The following is a 21545-nucleotide window of genomic DNA, read 5'->3' on the forward strand; positions in this document are numbered from 1 at the left end:
ATATCACTTGTTCCGCACCTTTACCCTACGCTTATACCGAAGCTGTATTTGACTTACCTGTTGATGGGATTAATTCATAAAAAGAGAAAAAGTATCGGAATGAGGATGCCCGCCACCAATTCTATTCCCCCGCGTCCCCACAAACCTTTCGGCCCTTTCACCATGACGAGTCCTGTGACGGTGATGATAATAAGCCCCACGGCAAACACATCTGCGAAGTGAGTCCACCATCTTCCGGGATTATAGTGCAGCTTGGTCAGGGCGCTTATCAACGGACGGCGTGTCAGCTTCTCGTAAACGGCTTGCTTGGTAGACAGATTTACCATCAGGTTGGAACCACCTTTCAGGAACACCTTCATCTGGTCTTCCTTCGGGAAGTAGTGCTTGGTGTAGTTCTTTTCTTCACCAAGTGGTGCCAGCAGTTTCAGTACATCGTTTTTCTTCATTCCGGCTTGTGGCGGCATCGTTTCAGTGATGCTGTATTCCTGCCGCACTACCGAGTAATTGGGGTTTATCGTATTCCGGTGGTTCATCACAATTCCAGAGATGGCGTATATCAGTACCATCCCTGAAAAGACGAATGAGAGATCCCGGTGAATAAGCCGGCTCCATTTACGGAGCGCGGTTCCCGTTTTACTGAATTTCATAGCTTGCGGCTTCCATAAAGTAGAAAGACAAATAGGGTTTTCCAGTTTCAGCCTGACGTTTGGCGATCTTGGCGCGGAAGTCGGCGATGCGGGCTTCGGGCGTATTGGCAGTTTCGCCACGTGCTTTCTTCTCAGTGGTGCATCCGGCTTCGCCTTCGCCGTGTTTCTCGGCGGCAGCGGCTTTCAGGCGGGCTTCCCATTGTTGCAGGTATGCTTCGTCCACACGTTGTTCTTTCAGGGTTCCGGTGACGCGGACGATGCTGTTGACGCATTTCGTATCAAATGAACCCAACTTGGCGGCTTCTACGCGGATGGTTTGCGTGTCGTCACTGCCCATCAGGAAGATTTTGGTGGCACCGTGCTTGCAGGCATGTGTGCATACACCTTCGATGGTGACTTCCTGGTCGGTCAATGACTCGGCATTGGTAAGGAGGTCGTCTATTTCCATGGTACCGGAGGTCTGTTCGGTGGTTGCGGTTTCTTCGGTGCTCTTTTGCTTGTTGCTGCAAGAAGTTCCGATAAAGAATAACGCCATGATGGCGGCTGCGATTGATAATGTTTTAGTACTCATTGTTGTTTTGGTTTTATTGTTAGTTATACTTTTGTTTATTACGTAATTCACTATAGATAATTGGCGGGGTGATTTCCTTAGAAAGTAACTCCCAGAGATACTTCTATCCGGTCTGTTCCGCCACATTTATTGTATTCCTGGTGTAGCCAGTTGGCTGAGAGGAACACGGCGTATCGGTCGCTGAGGATGTAGTCTCCGCGCAGTTTGAGGGCAACGGAGGCGTGGACGTCACTCAGGTAATCGATGTTCGAGAGTAAAGTGCTGCCTACTGAACCTTTGCTGTCCAGTCCCGTCAGGGAATACTCGGACTTCACATTGGAGGTATATCCTCCGGCAATGCTTGCCGATAACAGCACTTTCGATACTTTCCAGAGGGATTGCGCTTCCAGTCCGCCGCTTGCAGAGGCTATTTCAATATAACGTCCATTGTCTTTATACTCCGGTTTAGTTTGCCCGTAGCTGACGATGGGGAGTAAAGTCCATCCCCAGTGACGCTTTTCGTTGAGGAGTTGTCCTATCATTCCTTTTAATGTAGCTTGAAAAGTGCTATTCTTGAACTGATCTACACTACTGATTTTAGGATAAACATTACCAGTGGGGTCACCAAAGATATTCTCAACCCCTGTGCGTTGTTGTAATAAGGCAAGTAGGCGTACCCCATATTCCCATTCTCTGTTTCGGCGCGTCCATGCACCTTCAAGGGAGATATCTACATTCTTGATTTCGTTGATCGGGGCATAGTTGGTGCTGACCAGTTCCTTTGTCAGATGGAAATAGTCGGTACGCAGTGAGGCAGAGAAGCCGTTGCATTCTCCATGTTTGCTTATCGGCAACAGGTCGATGCTGCCGCCTATCCCCGAACCGGTGTAGCGGGAGGATGTTTGTGAACTTGCAAAACGTACATAATCCATCCCCAGTCCCAGCATCTGATAAACAGAAGTAGAACCTTTATCGGCAAGGAATTTGATATCACTTTTCTGGTTATATTGGCGTGCCTGCACCGAAAGGCCTAATATGTACTTTCCACTCAGATTGCGTGAAAGTGCAAGATGTGCCTGCAAGTCGGAAATGATGTTCTGCGGGCGCGGGTCCTTGTCACGGTAAGCAATCACGGCACGGTATGCCAGTTCGGCACCGGCAGTCCATTGGCCAAAGCGGTGGGTATATCCTCCGGAGAATTTATATTCTTCTTCTTTCATGTAGCCGCCAATAGAATCACCCACTACATACGGATAAATCAGTGAATAGTCTGAATTCTCATTCCAAATCACATTTTCCCTGCGTCCGTTGCGGTAGGAGGCGGTTCCGAAAAGTCGGTTACGCTGATTCAGCACGATGGAAGAGTTAACCTCTGCGCTAAAGTTCTTCTCTCCGTTTCCTTCCTGTGCTAATGCGGCATTGCCACGCTCTTCATACAGGCCGTTCACGCTGACGGTTGTCAGACTGAAAGGACGCAGGTCATAGCGAATAGCGATATTCTGCCATATCTGATTGCGGAATACAGCTTTGTGATTGTATTCCGACACTATTTTTTGTTCAACGGTCAGCGTGTCTGCCGCCATCAGTTTGATAGGCAGCAGGCTGATTATGGCTGATAGGATAAGGAAACGTTGTTTCATGCTTGGTCTTTAATTATTGGGCAGGTAACAATGTAGCGCGTACCGAGGCTTTGAAGTCTACGCTGGAGTTGTTGGTGTCCTGCAATACCGCGCGTCCGTCTTCGGTGGTGTAGGATGTTCTGCGAACCACTGCTTTACCGGCATTTTCAACGGCCGCGGTACCTTCTCCTATATAAGAATATCCCATGTCCAGGGCAGGACTTACCACATTCCATACGTATGCGGTTTTCGGGCTTAAGTTGACGGCATCGATAATCCATTCATTAGGAAACTGGTAGGCATTTTTTACGGGTAATGTTACTCCACTATTTACATAATTGGCAGTATAGACATAGTCAGCTATATAATTATCCGCACTGATGTTTTCCGGTATGCGGCCGATAGCATAAGCTCTGTTGCCCTGCTTGGCTAACAACCAGACAGTTTTTGTATAATTGAAGATCATATCCAAGTTGGGCACATCAGGATTATCTACATCCGGGTTTGAGGAAGTGCCGCCTGTATACCATTCAAAGTCGGCGTTAGTCAAATTAGCCGAGGTGGACAGTGCTTCCGTATGATCAATGGCATTGTCGCATAAAATGATACTTTTCCCTGGCAGAACAGGGTGTTCTTTTCCGGTACCGGGAACTCTGGCTACTACTTGTACCACCATGGCCTGATCCATAACGTTGGGAGTATAATCGAACTTCTGACTGGTAGTAAATTTAGATTCCAGCAATACCAATCCGTCAGCATAAAGTGTTTCGGAAGAGTTGTTGTGGATGCGGATATATTGGTCGCCGTTATATTGCTTACCGGTTGCTGTATTGTATGAACCGCTGGCAAATATCTCGGCAATTACGAAGTTGCCTTTTTCATCTTTGTTCTGCACGTAAACGGTCAGGTTCAGAGTTACGCTGCCACCTTTTACTTCCACATTTTGCTGCGAACCTTGAATGTTGGCTTCGGCTGTCTTCTCCACTTCTACTTCTTCGTTTTCCACTATCTGGGTTTCGGTATAAGTGTAGGTTGCCGTACCTATAAAGGTTACATTATACAATCCGTCCGTCAAGGTAGCCAATGTGCTTTCGGAGGCGGCACGGGTCAAGGTAGAACCATAGTCAATGGTCGTCTCAAGTCCTGTACTGACATTGGCAAAAGTATATGTTCCCGTTTTTACCGTCAGGTCGTTTCCAATACTGTTGCTGATGTTCAGATTTGCGTTCACTTGAGTGGTGGCCACGTTGTCGTCACTACAACTTGTCATGGCAAAACTTCCTGTTAGCAGGACTGCCAATGTTAAATACTTCACTTTTTTCATCTTAGTCTATTGTTTTATGTATTAATATTAAAATCTTAAATTAGCTTCCATACCGAAGTAGGGGTTCATGACGCGTCTTACAAGTTGAGTCCCTCTGTGATAATCGGGTGCTATGGTCAATATTCGGTTTACGTACAGAGACAAATCCATATATTTCCCGATCCTCTTGGTTGCTTTCAGATTGACGGTCATTTCAAAAGGAACTGTTACACGGTCAAAGTAATTTTCTCCATGTTTGGTTACCAGATGTTGCAGTTGGGCATCGGTGGCGTCTGCTTCGGTAAACTGATGCACATTTCCTCCTTTGTCAACGTAGCTGATGGGCATACCGCTATTCCATAATGGCTGGCCGGAGGTGTACCATGTGCATTGTGCGGTCAGTGAGAAAGACATACCGATTCTTTGCAGATAAGTGTCGGCGGTGAGGTTGGTGTTGAATGCTTCCTGAATCCTGGAATTGGAATCCCAGTCATACAAACCTACGTATCTTAACTGTTCTCCGTTAATCACAACGGACGACTCCCTATATAGAAGCACGCTGTTGCTATATGTACTTTTCAGCCAGGCTCCTGTAACTGTAAACCTTGTTTGCAGCTGCTTGATACGCGGTGTATGGAAGGTGAATTCTATCCCTTCTTTGTGTACACGCGTGCCATTGCCCGCTGTCCTATATGCATTGATCATAGTGTCTTCCGCATAAGTCAGTTCCTCCAATGCCGGTGGTCCGGTTAGTTCAGAAGAGTTGATGGACGATGAATCATATTTTTTATAAGCCAGCGTCTGGTAATAAGAAATATCCCGGAAAGCATTGTCCATGCGCTCTTGAAAGTAAGTGACTGCAAATCCGTAACCGTTATGGGTTACGTTCAGCCTTACTTCCCATTTCCGGTTGCGTGCCGGTTTCAGGTCATAGTTCGTATTATCCCATTTGTAGGTCATCAGGTTGATGCGGCGGAACTCGGGATTGTTATGGTAATAATTCAGTTGTACAACGTCTACGTATAGAGCGTCCGGATAGAGCTGTGCTGTGGTCGGCATTCTCGACAACCAACCTATGCCGCCGGAAATGTCAATAAGCCAATCCTCATTTTTACCGAGAGCAGGCAGACTCCATTTCAAGTTGAAGCGCGGGTCGAAATAGAATTTTCCCTGCATGGCGAACTTGCCGGATAATCCGATTAGGGAGTTGGCGCGTATACCGGCCGAGAGATAGATTTCATGCTTACCGAGAGACAACTTCATTTGTTCTTCTGCATAAATGGATAAATCCTGGCGGGCAGGTATCTCATTATAACTTCTTGGTCGGGTGGTTGAAGCTGTTTGTAGTGGTCGGGTGATGTCGTACACCTGTCCGTCACCAAAGTTTTTACTTAAGTTCCACTCTGCACCGGTTTTTAGCGTATGCGAACTTTTCAGCCATTTGAATGCAAAGTCGCTGATAACTTTGGCACTTGCGTAAAAAGGCTTACCGTTAATAAGCATGTCCGCTACATAATTATAAGGGAGGTAAAGTCCGTCCGCCTCTCCTTGTTCCGTGCTGTTGGGAATACCTGTGGGGCGGTCCAGTGATACCGACTTCTGTTCTTTTATCTGGCTGAATTCTTGTGAAACAGATGCGTTGGCACGCAGTTGGCGCAAGAAAGAGTGCTCGGGGCGCTTCAACACCCACTCGCCGCCCAGCGTCATTTTATCATAAGAGGACTTGTAAGAATCCTCCTTTACGGTAATATCTTTATCACGCTTCACATTGTCGAATGAACCGGTATAATCGGCGTTGATACGCCAGTCTATGTGTCCAATCTTTGCTTTGTAGTTAGTATTCAGACGGGCGGATGCGGTGATGCGTTTGTAGTTCTCACGGCTGTCGCGCGGATCTACTTTCGAATCCAGATAACTAAGATCCAGATTCAGTACATTGGTGCCGCTGATTGCCCAGCCTTTTCCGGCGGAGAACAGTTTGCTTACCTGGTCTGCTTTGAAACGTGCAGTCAGGGGAGAGGCACTTGATTTCCGTTTGATGTTCACTAATCCTCCGGTCAGGTTGCCATATTCCACAGAAGGTATTCCCCGGATGATTTCCACGCTTTCTATATTGTCTGTTGAAAGCGTACGCATATCTACACCTTTGGATACGGACTCTTTGTCACTTTGATTTGTTCCTTGCAGGTATTGTAAGTTGGCATCAGTGTTTACGGTCATGCCGTCCACCACAAATCCTACTCCTAAAGAGGCGATGGTCTCGCTGGTATTTCCGGCTTCACGGATTTTTATCAGATTGGCGCTGCCCATGTTCGGGTCAACGGACTTTCCGCCGGGAAGCAACTCCAGCAAGTCGGTGAAACTTGTCGGTTGCAGATGCTCCATTGCCCTGCGGTCTATTCTTGACGCACTGGTCAGTCCTTTCGACTCCGAAGCGGTAATCACTACCTCATTCAGTGCTAGGGTCGATGAAGTGAGTTGGAAAGACAGGGTTGTATTTTGGGAGATAGAGAGAGTCTTTGTTAACTTGTCATAGCCTAGATAAGAAACGGTTGCCGTATATGTTCCGGCAGTTAACTTGGTGAAAGAATACCGCCCGTTCTGGTCACTGAGAGTACCATACCAAGTTTCATTTGTCGCTTGCAACTGAATGGTGGCAAAACTTAAAGGCTCTTTGGTCTGCGCATCCTGTATAGTTCCGGTGCAGGTGTAACCATGTTGGGCAGAGGCAGACAAGTGGTTGATAAACAGTATTGTTATGATATAAAAAACTTTGCGAAACATCTCTATAGATTTGTTTGCAAAGTTATGTAGAATGGGAAACGTGGGAAATCGCTATATATAGGTAAATTGTGTGCAGAGTTGTTGTTCTGTTACTTATAAATAGGTATTGGCTAGAAACAACAAAAGCCGTTCCCCAGAATAGACAAGTAGGGAGCGGCTTTTATGTGTTAGCGTGCTTACTATTATTTGGCAGGCTGTGCAGGTGTTTCTGCTGCAGGTGTTTCCGTTGCAGGAGCTTCGGCTTTAGGCTCTTCAGCTTTCGGTTCTTCTGCTTTGGGTTCTTCCTTGGCAGGCTCAGTTGCCTTAGGTTCTTCAGTTTTTTCCGTTGCCGGTTGCTGAGTCTTTACAGGATCTTGAGCATTTGCCAGGAAAGAACCACCACAAACAAACATAAACAGGGCTGCTACTAATACTAACTTTTTCATAATCATTTGCTTTTTAAGTGTTATACTATTTTATATTATAAGTTAAAGTTTAGGTTTCCTTTTCTATTTTGAGGAAGCTTGTCGCTTACACATAAGTAGTTGCAAAGGCTGTGCCAGAAGGAATGGTATTTAGGTAAGTGCTTGATTGATAGTTGCGATAGATGGAGTGGGTACGTGTGGCATGGTGTGGAATTGTGTGGAAAGTGTGGAGTGTAGTGTGGAAAATTTCCACACTCAATGAGTAGTTTCTCTTCTTCTCTTTCTGAATATGCCCGAACCGTGTCAAGTCCGTGTCTATGGGTATGGAGATTCTACGGAGGGGATACGGAGGAGATACGGAGAATCTACGGAGAAGGTACGAAGAAGCTACGGTTAACACTTGCGGCTGCGTAAGCTTTCACTTGCGCCAGTGAAGGCTTACACTCCCACAAGTGTTAGCCGTAGCAACCGCAAGTGTTTTTTTATTCTTATATTTGCTTGATTTAGTTTTCCTGGCAGGCTGCAACGATGAAGTTATAAGTCTATATCATACAACTTCAACTTATTGTATAGAGTTTTTCTGTCTACACCTAAGAGTTGTGCTGCCCGGCTCTTGTTATTTCCTGTTTGCCGCAGTGCTTCGATAATCTGCTGTTTCTCTGTTTCCTCATTGCGCAGAGGCAGACCGATATGGGTATGAACTGTTTCGTGAAGTTCGTTCAGTTCATTTGGAGTAATGAATTTGCTTTGTGCTAAAAGAGTGGCGCGTCGCACGATATTTTTCATTTGCCGGAGATTGCCGGGCCAGTGATATTCTAACAGTGCTTTGGATGCTGCATCATCAAAACCAATCAACTGTTTGTCCAGTTCCCGATTGGCCTGGTCGAGGAAGAAGTTGGCAAAAAGAAGGATGTCTTCACGGCGGTCTTTTAGTTCAGGCATACGCAGGGTGAACTCATTGATACGGTGAAACAAATCCTGGCGGAAAGTTCCTTTCTCAATGGCCTGCTCCAGGTCTTCATTCGTAGCCGAAACTAAACGTATATCTACGGTGATTTCCTTATTGGAACCTACCGGACGTATTTTTCGTTCCTGCAAGGCACGCAACAGCTGTATCTGCACTTCATAGCTGAGATTGCCTATTTCGTCCAGAAAGATAGTTCCCCCGTTGGCAGCGACAAAGGCACCTGTCTTGTCTGTCAATGCTCCGGTGAACGATCCTTTTACATGCCCGAAGAATTCCGATGCGGCAAGTTCTTTAGGGATGGAGCCGCAATCAATAGCGACAAAAGGCTGTTTGGCGCGCTTGCTGAGTTGATGGATACGGTGGGCTACATACTCTTTTCCCGTTCCGCTGGCACCGTTGATGAGTACCGACATGGTAGTAGGTGCGACCAACTTCACATAATTATATAATTGCTTGGCTGCATCACTTTCTCCTTCCAGATAGTCGGAAGAAGAAGTTTCTCCGGAGGCTTGTGAGCGGGTATTGTTTCCTTTTTCGGAACAGACAGTCTGTTTGGAGGAAACAGATGGCTGCTTCATCGCTTCGCTAATTTTCTTCAGAAGTTCGTCTGGATTCACCGGTTTGGCAACGTAATCGCTGGCACCTAATTTCATGGCTTGCACCGCCGATTGTATATCAGCATAGCTTGTCATCATGATGAGCGGAACGGACAGACCTTGCTCTCCCAACCACTTCAACAGATTGATGCCGTCCTTGTCGGGTAGACGCAGGTCGGACAAAATCAAGTCGGCACCCTCTGTTTCCAAATGTTTCTGGGCGCGGGCGATACTGCTGACGGAAGCTACCTGAAAGCCTTTTTTGCCTAACCAGGTCTTCAGCATCATACCGTAAGTAATGTCGTCTTCAACGATGAGTATGGATTTCATTGCCTTATTCTTTTGTCTCTTTTAAGACACAAAGGTAAACCGTTTTGTCTGAAAATCGTATATTTGCAAACTTAATTTAAATAAAAAGCGTTATGAAGAGGAATTTCACCGTATTATTAACCATACTGATTTGCAGCGTTACAGCCTGCCAATCGGGACAAAAGAAAGATAGAAACATGGATCAGGAAACTAAATTGAAGATCGAGACAACTGCGGGTGACATTATCGTGAAACTGTATAATGAGACACCGCAACATCGTGATAACTTCATCAAACTGGCGGAGGAGGGTACATACGAAGGTACATTGTTCCACCGTGTCATCAAGGATTTTATGATACAGGCAGGCGACCCTGAGTCAAAGAATGCTCCGAAAGGAAAGATGCTGGGTGCAGGTGATGTAGGTTATACTATTCCGGCTGAGTTCGTTTATCCGAAGTATTTCCATAAGAAAGGTGCATTGTCGGCTGCGCGTCAGGGTGACAATGTGAATCCGAAGAAGGAATCATCAGGTTGCCAGTTCTACATTGTGACGGGTAAAGTGTATAATGACACTACGTTGCTGGGGATGGAGAACCAGATGAACCAGAATCGTCTGACTACTGTGTTCAATGCTTTGGCACAGAAGCACATGAAGGAAATCTATAAGATGCGTAAGGAAAATGACCAGGATGGTCTGATGAACTTGCAGGATAGCCTGTTTGCACAGGCTGAGGCGGAAGTTGCCAAGCAACCGGAATTCCACTTCACACCGGAGCAGGTGAAGGCTTATACTACGGTAGGTGGTACTCCGCACTTGGATGGTGAATATACTGTGTTCGGCGAAGTGATTGAAGGTATGGATATAGTAGATAAGATACAGCAGGTAAAAACGGATCGTAGCGACCGCCCGGAAGAGGATGTGAAGATTAAGAAAGTGGTAGTGTTGGACTAAACCGTTGATGAAATTAGTTCAAAACGGAAAAGTTACGAGCTACCGGCTACAAGCTACAAGTAGCTGCGCTATATTCTGAAAGGTACTTGTAGCTCGTAGCCGGTAGCTGATTCATTCCCGCCCGAAAGAAAATCCTTTCTCCGATAAGTAACAATCGCTATTTTATGAAAATAAATAAATACTGTCTTAATAACGGTCTGCGTCTGGTGCATTACCAGGATCTCAGTACTCAGATGGTAGCACTGAATATCGTCTATGATGTAGGTGCCCGGGACGAAGATCCCGAACATACCGGCTTTGCCCATTTGTTTGAACATCTGATGTTTGGCGGTTCTGTGAATATAACTGACTATGATGCTCCTTTACAGTCGGCAGGTGGCGAAAACAATGCCTGGACGAACAATGACATTACGAACTATTACCTCACCGTTCCCAAGTCGAATGTAGAGATTGGCTTCTGGCTGGAGTCCGACCGTATGCTGGAACTGGCATTCAGTGAACAAAGCCTTGAAGTGCAGCGCGGTGTGGTCATGGAGGAGTTCAAACAGCGTTGTCTGAACCAGCCTTACGGAGATGTGGGGCATCTTATCCGTCCGTTGGCTTACGAGGTGCATCCGTACCGCTGGCCTACCATCGGGAAGGATTTATCGCACATCGAACACGCTACACTGGAGGAAGTGAAATCATTCTTCTACCGTTTTTATGCACCTAATAATGCCGTGCTTGCCGTTACCGGAAATATATCGTGGGAAGAAGCTGTTCGATTGACAGAAAAATGGTTCGGTCCGATTCCCCGCAGGAATGTGCCTGTGCGACAATTGCCGCAGGAACCCGTACAAACAGCGGAACGCAGACAGGTGGTGAAACGGCCTGTCCCCCTGGATGCCCTGTTCATGGCTTATCATATGTGTAGTCGCGAGCATCCTGATTATTACGCTTTTGACATCCTTTCAGATATCCTTAGCAACGGACGTTCCAGTCGCTTGAACCGTCGGTTGGTGCAGGAACAGAAATTATTCTCCGGCATAGATGCTTATATTTCGGGAACGCGTGATGCGGGATTGCTGCATATCAGTGGAAAACCGTCGGCCGGAGTGTCACTGGAACAGGCTGAGGCCGCTGTACGTAAAGAGTTGCAGGAGTTGCAGCAAGTGGCGATAGAAGAACAGGAACTCGAGAAAGTAAAGAATAAGTTTGAATCCACCCAGATATTCGGGAATATCAATTATCTGAATGTTGCCACAAATCTGGCATGGTTCGAACTGACCGGGCAGGCGGAGGATATAGACCATGAGGTAGAACGGTATCGTGCAGTGACGGCAGAGCAGTTGAAGGCAGTTGCACAAGAGACTTTCCGTGAGGAAAACTCGGTGGTATTATATTATGAGAAAGATAAATGAATAGATTAATCGCTACATACAAGGGGCACTATAAAGCCCTCTTTTACTTAGGACTTCCCATTGTTATCGGCCAGATGGGGGTCATTGTTCTTGGATTTGCCGATACCTTGATGGTGGGACATCACAGCACGGCTGAGTTGGCTGCAGCTTCTTTCACCAACAATCTTTTTACACTTTGCATTATTTTCAGTACCGGTTTCTCTTATGGGCTGACGCCTGTGGTGGGCGAGTTCTATGGTAACCGTCGTTTCATGGAGGCCGGACAAGCTTTGCGTTCAAGTCTGCTTGCCAATGTGTTGGTAGCACTGTTGCTGACGCTTATCATGACTGTCGTCTATTTCTGTGTGGAATACATGGGACAACCCGAGGAACTGATTCCCTTGATAAAACCTTATTTTCTGGTTCTACTTGCATCCCTGGTATTTGTCATGCTGTTTAATGGCTTTAAGCAATTTACGGATGGCATTACTCAAACGCAGACTGCCATGTGGGTGCTTCTTGGTGGAAATGCGCTGAATATTGTCGGCAATTATGTGCTGATTTACGGAAAGTTCGGTTTCCCGGAATGGGGATTGTTCGGTGCAGGTGTCAGTACCCTGTTCTCACGCATCGTCATGGTTATTGCTTTTGCATTGATTGTTTTTCGTAGTCGGAGGTTCCTGAGATATAAAGCAGGGTTCTTCCGCTTGGGATGGTCGAAACAGATGTTCAGGAAATTGAATGGACTTGGGTGGCCTGTCGGTTTGCAGATGGGCATGGAGACGGCTTCATTCAGTCTCAGTACGATCATGGTCGGTTGGCTGGGAACTATTGCTTTGGCGTCGCATCAGATTATGCTTACTATTTCTCAGTTCACCTTTATGATGTTCTATGGAATGGGGGCGGCGATTGCCGTTCGTGTCAGTAACTTCAAGGGGCAGAACGATATGGTGAATGTCCGCCGTTCGGCATATGCCGGTTATCACCTGATCATGGCAATGGCGGTGGTGCTTCTGAGTATTGTGTTTCTGTTGCGCAATCAGGTGGGGGGCTGGTTTACGGATAGTGTGGAGGTTTCTGCTATGGTATCTTCTCTGTTCCTGCCATTCCTGGTTTACCAGTTTGGTGACGGACTGCAAATCAGTTTTGCCAATGCCCTGCGTGGTATTGCAGACGTAAAACCGATGATGCTCATCGCATTTATTTCCTATTTTGTTATATCTTTGCCTGTAGGATACTTATGCGGTTTCGTGCTAGGCTGGGGTACGGTCGGTGTATGGATGGCCTTCCCGTTCGGACTGACCAGTGCGGGGATTATGCTCTGGCTGCGTTTCCGCTATAAAACGAGATGAGGGAAAGTGTATCACCCTATCAATATAATAATATACAATGAATAATGTCTCCAAGAAGAAGATAGCTGCCGGTTATGCTGTCCTGTTGGCAGTCTTACTTTATTCCCTGTTCTTCGTGCACCGGGAAATGGAGAATCTTATGAGTTCGGATAATACTGATATTCTGCGCACGGACAGTCTGATAGAACTTTTGAGGGAAAAGGATGCTAATACCGTCCGCCTGCTGCGCACACTGAGCGAAGCCAATGACAGCATGATTTCAGCCCGTGAAGTGGAACAGATTATTGCCGAACAGGATACTATTATCACCCAGCAACGTGTACAACGCCGGGTTATTGCCCGTCGCGATACGGTTGTGACACAACCCAAGAAGAAAGGCTTCTTCCGCCGTCTGGGGGAAGTCTTCGTTCCGCCACGTAAAGATTCTGCTGTTCAGGTGCAAACAACCCTTGAAGTTGCTACGGATACTGTACTCGATGCTTATAATCCGGTTGATTCCCTGCATGCGAAGCTGCGCACTGTTGCCCGACAGAAGAAGGCTACCAATAGTGTGATGCAGCGTCGTAAGCGAACTTTGCAACGTCTTGACCACGCGCTGAGTGCTCGTATCGATAGTCTTTTGAAAGGATATGAACAGGAAACTCTGATGCGTGCCCGCGAAGAAGCTGAGTATCAGAAAGCTGTCCGGCATCGTTCTGCAACGATTATTTCGGGTATTGCTGCCGGGGCTGTTGTGCTGTCTGTTATCTTTCTTGTCATGATCTGGCGGGATGTCACCCGTAGTAACCGTTACCGGCATCAATTGGAGGAGGCCAACCGTTTTGCAGAAGAGTTGCTTGCCTCCCGCGAAAAGTTGATGCTTGCCATTACCCACGACTTCAAGGCTCCCTTGGGTTCCATCATGGGATATGCCGACTTGCTCTCCCGGCTCACCGTTGACGGAAGGCAACGCTTCTATCTCGACAACATGAAAACTTCTTCGGAACACCTGTTGAAGCTCGTTACCGACTTGCTCGACTTCCACCGCCTAGACTTGAATAAAGCTGAGATAAATCGTGTTACTTTCCATCCCGCACGCTTGCTGGAAGAAATTTATGTCAGCTTTGAACCACTGACTTCTGCCAAAGGATTGTCTTTGAAGTGTGAGATAGATCCGGAGCTGAAAGGAGCTTTTATCAGTGATCCATTGCGCTTACGCCAGATTGTCAATAACCTGCTCTCTAATGCAGTGAAGTTTACTTCGGAGGGCGGCATTACGCTGACTGCCTCTTTTGTGCCGAAAGGTGATTCAGCTTTTCCCGGTAATCATTTGAAACTCTCTGTTATCGATACGGGAAAGGGTATGGAGCCTGGTGACCGTGAGCGTATTTTCCAGGAATTCATCCGTCTGCCCGGAGCACAGGGAGAGGAGGGCTTCGGACTGGGGCTGTCTATTGTTCGTATGCTGGTGCAACTGCTGGAGGGGCGTATTGAGGTGGACAGCGTGCTCGGAAAGGGGAGTACATTCACGTTACGGGTACCTTTGTATCCGGTGGCATTGGATAATGATACTTCCGCCTTGCATGAACAACCAAGTGGGGACCCACAAACTCAGATACCCGCTTTGCATATTCTTTTGATTGATGACGACCGCATTCAGCTTACTCTCACTGCAGCTATGCTTGCACAGAGTGGCATTACTTCCGTAACCTGCCTGCAACTGGATGAACTTTTGGAAGCCCTCCGTACTGATACTTTTGATGTGCTGCTGACCGATGTGCAAATGCCTGCCATGAATGGTTTTGACTTGCTGAAACTGCTGCGTGCTTCGAATATCCCGCAAGCCAAGACTATTCCGGTGATTGCCGTTACCGCCCGCAGTGATATGAAACGTGAGGAGTTTCTGCAACATGGTTTTGTCGGAAGTCTGCATAAACCGTTTACGGTGAATGAATTGCTTGCGGAGATTGGTGTGCTGCAAGCGGATATTGCTACTGTTGATGCCGCCCCTTCTTCTACCTTGAACTTTTCCGCCCTTACCGCTTTTTCCGGTGATGATCCAGACGCGGCAAAATCCATACTGGAAAGTTTTGTCACAGAAACACGCCTGAATGTTGATCGCTTGCGACAGGTATTGGAAACGGAAGACACAGACGGCATTGCCGCCATGGGGCACAAGATGCTTCCCCTGTTTACTCTGTTGGGAGCCAATGAGCTTGTTACTTTATTGAAAGAGCTTGAAGCCTCACGCGGAGTACCTTTTGATGAAGCGGTAAAAGAGAAATCGCTTGCTGCCCTGAGCCTGATAGAAGATATACTTGAACAAGCCTTCCTTTTTATTTCGTCTGCTTAAACATCCCTTTCCTCTGCTTGGCCGGTAGTTTAAAGTACTGCCTCAGAAAAAGTTTATGTTTATATACGGTTGTTGCCACTTCCATTATCTGATCCCGTAATTTAAGGATAGGTTCCCTATATCTTTCCGGTGCGGTGCGGATGCTATTGATCGCACTATCTGCCCGGTTTATCAATCCCTCGGGGATATCTACCATCGCCTGAATTTCCACATCCGGTTTCAGGGGCTCAAATGCCTTATTCCGGTAACGGACGAATTCATTGATGGCATCCGTAGCTTTTCCCTGTAAATCCATTGCCATATTGTAAGCATTCAGAATCTTCTGGTAACCGGCTATGCGGATGTTGTTACTCGTAAGTTCCAGCATATAATAAACCAAGTCATTGCTCCGCCCGTTCGATAACATGCGCTGTCTGGCACTTGCCAGTCTTTCCAGTGTATCCTGCCTTGCATATAGAGCCAATGTATCCGCCCAATAGAATACCGGTACGGAGCGTTGTTCATCCACAACTCCTGTATCAAACTCTTCATAGCTCAGTGGACGTTCGCGGAACTGGAACATCGGATCGAAAGGCATGTGTGTTTTCAGCAATGTATCCGGCAACAGCATGCAGAAACGATGATTCGGGGAAGGAATGAACTGGTAGTTTTCCACAAATCCTGCGCCCCATGTAGGGTCGAACATATACCATTTCCCGCTTACTTTGGCTGCGCACCATTCATGTGGGTCGGGCAATAAGGCACCGTCTCTGCGGTTATAGCCATTAATAACATAAGCGTCCATTCCCGCTTCCTTCACCAGTGCTTTAAAAAGCAATGCGTAATCCTGACAAATACCTTTGCGTTCGGACAGTATCTTTTGTATTTCTTTCGTTTCGTTTGCTTCCTCGCTGCGCGAGGTATAAGTTATGTACACATTGTATTTAATATTGCTTGAAACCCAGGTATAGATGGCGCGTGCCAGTTGGTCGTCTGTGCTGAGATGCTGTTTCAGGTAAGCCACAAGAGAAGAAACGCTCCTTCCGGCAGCTTCGGGTGCTGCAAGTGCCACGGAATCGGGAAACGTAAGGCGTTCAGGCATTATACTGTCAGGGGATGCTTTTGATGCAGCTGAAGTTGAAAAAGCCTTATCCTGCGCGGCGGCATTACGCCATGCAGAAGACAATTTGCAGAAAGGAAAAAAGAGGCAGAGGGAGAATAACCATACCGTGAGCCTGTTTGTTGATTGCCGGAACATACTTGTCATATCTATTTGATGGAAGCAAAGGTAAGGGATTTATTGATAAACAGCAAGGGTAAATGTTGAAAAATATATGCAAAGGGGTATTTTGTGCTCTATTTATAACGGTATAGAAAGGAATAAAAGTGACTAGGGTTTAGTGATAAGTGATAAGCGTCATTCGGTATATTATTTTTCATCCGCAGATGACGCGGATGACGCGGATTTAAAAGACTACGCTATGATATTGATAAATAAAAATCCGTGTTATCCGTGTTATCTGCGGATGGAAAATGAATGATCACTTTACCTCATAACCTAATAGTAATGAACAATAGGTACGCGGACGATGCGTACCCATTTGATTCAAACCCGCTTCTTTTCCCTCATGAATCTATTCCAACTACTGATTCGCATAGGGAATCTCCATTGTATAGAGTGCCGGATAGTGGAATAAATAGCCTTTTTGTCTTCTGCATCAACCAAATGTCGTTGGAATTTGTTTACTTTGTAACGATTTAAACACTGACTATCGATTGACGTCCTAATGAGAAGAAAATGGTTAAAATGGGTAGTGTGGATACTACTGACCCCTATCCTATTATTTGCAATACTGATGATATTGCTTTATATCCCTCCCGTACAGAACCTGATACGGAAGCAAGCTACTGCCATCGCATCCGAGGCAACAGGTATGGATATATCTGTTGAACGCATTGACCTCCGCTTTCCGCTGAACCTTTTGGTACGTGGTGTGCAGGTCATTCAAACTCCTGATACTCTGCTGGCTCTGGAAAGCCTGAACGTGCGCGTGCAGGCATGGCCGTTGATACGCGGACAAGTAGAAGTGGATGAGGTAACCGTGAACGGAGTTTTCATGAACTCTGCCGATCTGATAGAGGGTATCCGCATACGTGGCGTGCTGGGACGTTTCTTCCTTGAAAGCCATGGCATAGACCTGAAGAAAGAGGATGCCGTTATCAATCGTGTGGAATTGAGTGATACCCACATGCTCGTTGTGATGAACGATACTACCACTGCCGAACCGGACACCGCGACTACCGCCCTTAATTGGAAAGTAGCCTTGCATAAGTTGGCACTGAAAAACGTTTCCGTTGATTTGCAAATGCCGCTGGATTCCATGCGTCTTGCTGCCCGTCTGGGCGATGCGGAGGTAGATGATGCGGTTGCTAATCTGGGCGGACAGATGTACGGTCTGAAGAAATTTGAATTGAGCGGTACTACGGTGAACTATGACACGGGCAACCAATTGCTCAGTGCCATTAATAGCCTGATAGATACCGGTAGTCTTGCGGCTACTGATAGTACCGGTGTGAAACCAGCTCCCGGATTTGATGCTTCGCACATCGCCTTGCGGGATATTCGTATTGGGGTGGATTCCGTGCTTTATCATGGACGGAATATCAATGCCGTTATCCGGGAATTCTCCATGAACGAGCGTTCCGGTCTGAGTGTCACTTCACTGACGGGACGGGTATATGCTGATTCCACAGTCATTCAGGTGCCTTCCTTAAAATTGCTTACCCCACACAGTGAAATGGATTTCACTGCCCAGACTTATTGGGAACTGGTGGAAATTCCCACTTCCGGACGACTCTCCGCCCGTTTCAATGCCCGCATCGGCAAGCAGGATGTGATGCTCTTTGCAGGTGATTTACCTGATACATTCAAGGATGCATATCCTTTCCGCCCTCTTACTATTCGTGCCGGTACGGAAGGTAACTTTAAGCAGATGCAGATTTCCCGCTTCAACATTGATCTGCCGGGTGCTTTTACTTTGAATGGTGGTGGTGAAATTTGGAATCTTACCGACAGTCTGACGCGCAACGGAAGCATTGACTTCGATATCCGGACACAAAATCTGAATTTCCTTACCGGACTGACAGGCGTCACCCCGGATGGCTCCATAGTAGTGCCGGACAGTATGCATTTGGCAGCACGTCTTGGCATGGATGGACCTAAGTATGACGCTACGCTTAAGCTGAAAGAACGCGAAGGGTTATTGAGCTTGTTGGCGCACTATAACACTGCCACTGAAGCCTATCAGGCAGACCTTCATGTGGATGCCCTGCAAGTACACCACTTCCTACCTAAAGATTCTATCTATACCCTTTCGGCTAAGGTTGCCGCTAAAGGAAAAGGATTCGATCCCGCCAACTACCGTACCGTGGCTGTTGTACAAGCTTCTCTCGGCGAATTACAATACGGACACTGGGATATTTCCGGCATTGACCTGACCGCCGGATTGAAATCCGCTCTTGCCACTGTACACATGACGAGCGACAATGCTCTGCTGAAGATGCAGGCGGATGCCGATATGCGTCTTGATCGTAAATACCTGGATGGCAAGGTGGCTATGAATGTGGAGAATGTCGGTTTACACGAGTTAGGAATTTCTCCCAAGCCATTGAAGTATCCTTTCGCTTTCACTCTCGATGCCGAAGCACGCCACGACTCTATCAAGATGAGCATGGATGCAGGCGACCTCGACTTCCAGTTCCGTGCCCGCAGCACACTGAAGAAATTGCTGGAACAAGGCACTGCCTTTTCTACGCTTCTTACCAAGCAGATAGAATTGAAGCAACTCGATCATGCAGAATTACGGAAAGCGCTGCCCTCAGCCGGTATGCAACTGAAAGCCGGTAAACAGAACCCTGTCAGTTATTTCCTGGCAACTAAGGATATTTCTTTTGATGATTTTGTGTTGCGTTTCGGCACTACCCCCCAACGAGGTATCAATGGGCGTACTGCTATACATGGTTTGCGCATGGACTCCCTGCAACTGGATACTATTTTCTTCGCTATCAGCCAAGATACTGCACGCATGAAGTTGCAGGGTGGTGTCATTAATGGTCCAAAGAACCCGCAGTTTGTCTTCCGCAGTACACTGACGGGTGAAATCCGTAATGAAGATGCCGAACTGACCTTGAATTATGTGGATGCGAAGGGAGATACCGGACTCGATCTGGGTATCAATGCCTGTCCTTTGATAGAGGGCCGGGGTAGGGGTAATGGTATTGCCTTCCGCCTGACACCTGCCGAGCCTATTATCGCTTTCCAGAAGTTCCGCTTTGTGGATAACAGCGACTGGATTTACTTGCATAAGAATATGCGCGTTTATGCCAATGTGGATATGGACAGCGACGATGGACTTTGCTTCCGCATGCAGTCCGATCGTTCCGACACCGTTTCCTTGCAGAATATCAATTTGGAACTCATACGTTTCCGCCTGGATAAACTGAGCGGTATTCTGCCATATATGCCCCGCATCACGGGACTTTTCTCGGCAGAAGCCAACTATATACAGACCGCAACCTCATTGCAAGTTTCCGCTGAGGCTGGTGTGGAAAAGCTGACTTACGAACGCCAGCCGGTAGGTAACATCGGATTGGGTGCCACCTGGCTTCCGGGTGATAAAGGTACGCATTATCTGAATGCCTACTTCCGGTCGGGAGATCAGGAGGTAATGACCGCTGATGCCGTCTTGACCCAGAAAAACGGGCGCGATTCGGTTGAAGTCAACACTACTTTTGAGCATTTCCCACTCTCGCTTGCCAATGCTTTCATGCCCGACCAGGTAGTTGCCTTTACCGGTGACATCGACGGCGGACTCTATATCAGCGGTGCCATGGAGAAGCCTAAACTAAGCGGTGACCTTTCACTGGACAGTGTATCCGTCTATGCCCGTCAGGCAGGTGCACGTTACTGGTTTGACAATCGTCCGTTGAAGATAGAGAATAATCAACTTATTTTTAATAAGTTTGCCATATACACCACCAGCCGGAATCCTTTTACGATAGACGGGAACATAGACTTTCGCAATATGGAAAATCCGACGGCGAAGTTGAACCTGCGTGCACAGAACTACACTTTGCTTGATGCTCCCCGTACCAAGGAAAGTATGATTTACGGCAAAATCTTCGTGGATTTGAATGCCACTGTACGTGGTCCGCTGGATGGACTGACCATGCGTGGAAACATGAATCTGCTGGGTAACACAGATGTGACCTATGTGTTGACTGACTCTCCTCTGACTGTAGAAGACCGTTTGGGTGAACTTGTCACGTTCACTTCCTTTACGGATACTACTTCGGTACAGGCAACCGAGGTCCCCACTATGTCGCTCGGCGGTATGGACATGTTGATGTCTGTGCACATCGATGATGCCGTACGTTTGCGTGCTGATCTTAGTCCCGACCGCAGTAGTCGTGTGGAACTGGAAGGTGGAGGTGACCTGAATTTGCAATATACTCCGCAAGGCGATCTCACATTGTCCGGTCGCTATACGTTGATAGGTGGTATGATGAAATATGCCCTGCCCGTTATTCCGTTGAAAGAGTTCCAGTTTGTCAATGGAAGTTATGTGGACTGGACGGGTAATCCGATGAACCCTTCACTCAACCTGACTGCTACGGAACGTGTCCGCGCTTCTGTATCCGATGGCGATGACGGCGGTTCGCGCATGGTGAACTTCGACGTTTCCATCAGCATCAAGAACCGTTTGGAGAATCCTGATTTGAGTTTTAATCTGAGTGCTCCCGATGATGCCAACGTACAGGGCGAACTGGCAGGAATGAGTGCCGATGAACGAAGCAAACAAGCCATTACCATGCTTGCCACAGGTATGTATCTTTATAACAGCGGAAAAGGTGGTGGTTTGACCATGGGTTCCGCACTGAACAGCGTGCTGCAAAGTCAGATTAATGCGCTGACCGGAAATCTGAAGAACGCTTCTCTCAGTGTCGGCATTGAAGACCGTACCGCTGCTGAAACGGGTGATAAACAGACGGACTATAGTTTCCGCTACTCTCAGCGTTTCTTCAATGACCGTATACAGATTGTAATCGGTGGAAAAGTGTCCAGTGGTGCCAATGCAACGAATGACGTGGAATCGTTCATCGATAATATATCTTTGGAGTATCGTTTGGATAATAGCGGTACACGCTATGTCCGCGTGTTCCACAACAAAAACTATGAAAGTGTGCTCGATGGTGAGATAACCGAGACGGGTGTCGGACTTGTACTTCGCCGCAAGATGGACCGACTGAGTGAGCTGTTCATATTCAAGAGAAAGAAGAAAGTAGAACCTGTGAGCGAATAGTGTAAAAGA

14 protein-coding genes are annotated in these 21545 nt (G+C 47.1%); 5 read left to right on the plus strand and 9 right to left on the minus strand.

The genetic code is table 11. The features are described from left to right. Window positions 1-74: 74 nt before the first annotated feature. The 8 genes from VYM24_RS08655 to VYM24_RS08690 all read right to left on the minus strand — a co-directional run bounded on the left by VYM24_RS08655 (window position 75) and on the right by VYM24_RS08690 (window position 9200). Window positions 75-647, minus strand: coding sequence for a PepSY-associated TM helix domain-containing protein (locus tag VYM24_RS08655; protein WP_291554439.1), 573 nt, complete (start codon window positions 645-647; stop codon window positions 75-77). Beyond that, window positions 634-1218: a hypothetical protein gene (locus VYM24_RS08660; protein ID WP_330941956.1), complete on the minus strand. Its 585-nt coding sequence runs from the start codon at window positions 1216-1218 to the stop codon at window positions 634-636. The genes VYM24_RS08655 and VYM24_RS08660 overlap by 14 nt, the downstream gene beginning before the upstream one ends. A 77-nt stretch (window positions 1219-1295) precedes the next feature. Then, window positions 1296-2837 carry a DUF6850 family outer membrane beta-barrel protein gene (locus tag VYM24_RS08665; RefSeq protein ID WP_330941957.1) on the minus strand — a complete coding sequence of 514 codons (1542 nt, stop codon included), beginning with the start codon at window positions 2835-2837 and terminating at the stop codon, window positions 1296-1298. Window positions 2838-2850: 13 nt separating this feature from the next. Then, window positions 2851-4140, minus strand: coding sequence for a DUF4876 domain-containing protein (locus tag VYM24_RS08670; RefSeq protein WP_330941958.1), 1290 nt, complete (start codon window positions 4138-4140; stop codon window positions 2851-2853). Window positions 4141-4167: 27 nt separating this feature from the next. After that, complete coding sequence (locus VYM24_RS08675; RefSeq protein WP_291554431.1) at window positions 4168-6903, minus strand: TonB-dependent receptor; 2736 nt, start codon at window positions 6901-6903, stop codon at window positions 4168-4170. Between the two features lie 182 nt (window positions 6904-7085). Further along, the gene (locus tag VYM24_RS08680; protein WP_291554429.1) at window positions 7086-7328 is read right to left on the minus strand and encodes a hypothetical protein; all 243 of its coding nucleotides are present in this window, start codon (window positions 7326-7328) and stop codon (window positions 7086-7088) included. Between the two features lie 85 nt (window positions 7329-7413). Beyond that, window positions 7414-7707 (minus strand): hypothetical protein, encoded by a 294-nt coding sequence (locus VYM24_RS08685; protein ID WP_291554427.1) that lies wholly within the window; start codon window positions 7705-7707, stop codon window positions 7414-7416. A gap of 134 nt (window positions 7708-7841) precedes the next feature. Next, window positions 7842-9200: a sigma-54-dependent transcriptional regulator gene (locus VYM24_RS08690; protein WP_330941959.1), complete on the minus strand. Its 1359-nt coding sequence runs from the start codon at window positions 9198-9200 to the stop codon at window positions 7842-7844. Between the two features lie 92 nt (window positions 9201-9292). Between VYM24_RS08690 and VYM24_RS08695 the strand changes: the two genes are divergently transcribed. The 4 genes from VYM24_RS08695 (at window position 9293) to VYM24_RS08710 (ending at window position 15195) form a co-directional block, all read left to right on the plus strand. Beyond that, a complete protein-coding gene (locus VYM24_RS08695) occupies window positions 9293-10132 on the plus strand; it encodes a peptidylprolyl isomerase (RefSeq protein ID WP_007209611.1) in 840 nt (279 codons plus the stop codon). A 164-nt stretch (window positions 10133-10296) separates the two neighbouring features. Beyond that, window positions 10297-11532 carry a M16 family metallopeptidase gene (locus VYM24_RS08700; RefSeq protein ID WP_330941960.1) on the plus strand — a complete coding sequence of 412 codons (1236 nt, stop codon included), beginning with the start codon at window positions 10297-10299 and terminating at the stop codon, window positions 11530-11532. Then, on the plus strand, window positions 11529-12863 hold the full coding sequence (locus VYM24_RS08705) for an MATE family efflux transporter (protein ID WP_291554420.1): 1335 nt from the start codon (window positions 11529-11531) through the stop codon (window positions 12861-12863). The genes VYM24_RS08700 and VYM24_RS08705 overlap by 4 nt, the downstream gene beginning before the upstream one ends. Before the next feature lie 37 nt (window positions 12864-12900). Further along, entirely contained in the window at window positions 12901-15195 is a 2295-nt protein-coding gene (locus tag VYM24_RS08710) for a hybrid sensor histidine kinase/response regulator (protein ID WP_330941961.1), read from the plus strand. On the opposite strand, the gene VYM24_RS08715 is transcribed toward VYM24_RS08710, so the two are convergent. Then, window positions 15179-16441, minus strand: coding sequence for a transglutaminase domain-containing protein (locus VYM24_RS08715; RefSeq protein ID WP_291554416.1), 1263 nt, complete (start codon window positions 16439-16441; stop codon window positions 15179-15181). The genes VYM24_RS08710 and VYM24_RS08715 overlap by 17 nt on opposite strands. A gap of 520 nt (window positions 16442-16961) precedes the next feature. Here VYM24_RS08715 and VYM24_RS08720 point away from each other — a divergent pair. Further along, the gene (locus VYM24_RS08720) at window positions 16962-21536 is read left to right on the plus strand and encodes a translocation/assembly module TamB domain-containing protein (protein WP_330941962.1); all 4575 of its coding nucleotides are present in this window, start codon (window positions 16962-16964) and stop codon (window positions 21534-21536) included. Window positions 21537-21545 lie beyond the last annotated feature (9 nt).

This window comes from Bacteroides sp. MSB163 (assembly GCF_036416795.1).
In the GTDB taxonomy this organism is placed as follows: domain Bacteria; phylum Bacteroidota; class Bacteroidia; order Bacteroidales; family Bacteroidaceae; genus Bacteroides; species Bacteroides maternus.

Excerpts from the sequence above, each read along its gene's own strand:
- VYM24_RS08655 (WP_291554439.1), bottom strand. The coding sequence starts at position 647 with ATGAAATTCAGTAAAACGGGAACCGCGCTCCGTAAATGGAGCCGGCTT.
- VYM24_RS08660 (WP_330941956.1), bottom strand. The coding sequence starts at position 1,218 with ATGAGTACTAAAACATTATCAATCGCAGCCGCCATCATGGCGTTATTC.
- VYM24_RS08665 (WP_330941957.1), bottom strand. The coding sequence starts at position 2,837 with ATGAAACAACGTTTCCTTATCCTATCAGCCATAATCAGCCTGCTGCCT.
- VYM24_RS08670 (WP_330941958.1), bottom strand. The coding sequence starts at position 4,140 with ATGAAAAAAGTGAAGTATTTAACATTGGCAGTCCTGCTAACAGGAAGT.
- VYM24_RS08675 (WP_291554431.1), bottom strand. The coding sequence starts at position 6,903 with ATGTTTCGCAAAGTTTTTTATATCATAACAATACTGTTTATCAACCAC.
- VYM24_RS08680 (WP_291554429.1), bottom strand. The coding sequence starts at position 7,328 with ATGAAAAAGTTAGTATTAGTAGCAGCCCTGTTTATGTTTGTTTGTGGT.
- VYM24_RS08690 (WP_330941959.1), bottom strand. The coding sequence starts at position 9,200 with ATGAAATCCATACTCATCGTTGAAGACGACATTACTTACGGTATGATG.
- VYM24_RS08695 (WP_007209611.1), top strand. The coding sequence starts at position 9,293 with ATGAAGAGGAATTTCACCGTATTATTAACCATACTGATTTGCAGCGTT.
- VYM24_RS08700 (WP_330941960.1), top strand. The coding sequence starts at position 10,297 with ATGAAAATAAATAAATACTGTCTTAATAACGGTCTGCGTCTGGTGCAT.
- VYM24_RS08705 (WP_291554420.1), top strand. The coding sequence starts at position 11,529 with ATGAATAGATTAATCGCTACATACAAGGGGCACTATAAAGCCCTCTTT.
- VYM24_RS08710 (WP_330941961.1), top strand. The coding sequence starts at position 12,901 with ATGAATAATGTCTCCAAGAAGAAGATAGCTGCCGGTTATGCTGTCCTG.
- VYM24_RS08715 (WP_291554416.1), bottom strand. The coding sequence starts at position 16,441 with ATGACAAGTATGTTCCGGCAATCAACAAACAGGCTCACGGTATGGTTA.
- VYM24_RS08720 (WP_330941962.1), top strand. The coding sequence starts at position 16,962 with ATGAGAAGAAAATGGTTAAAATGGGTAGTGTGGATACTACTGACCCCT.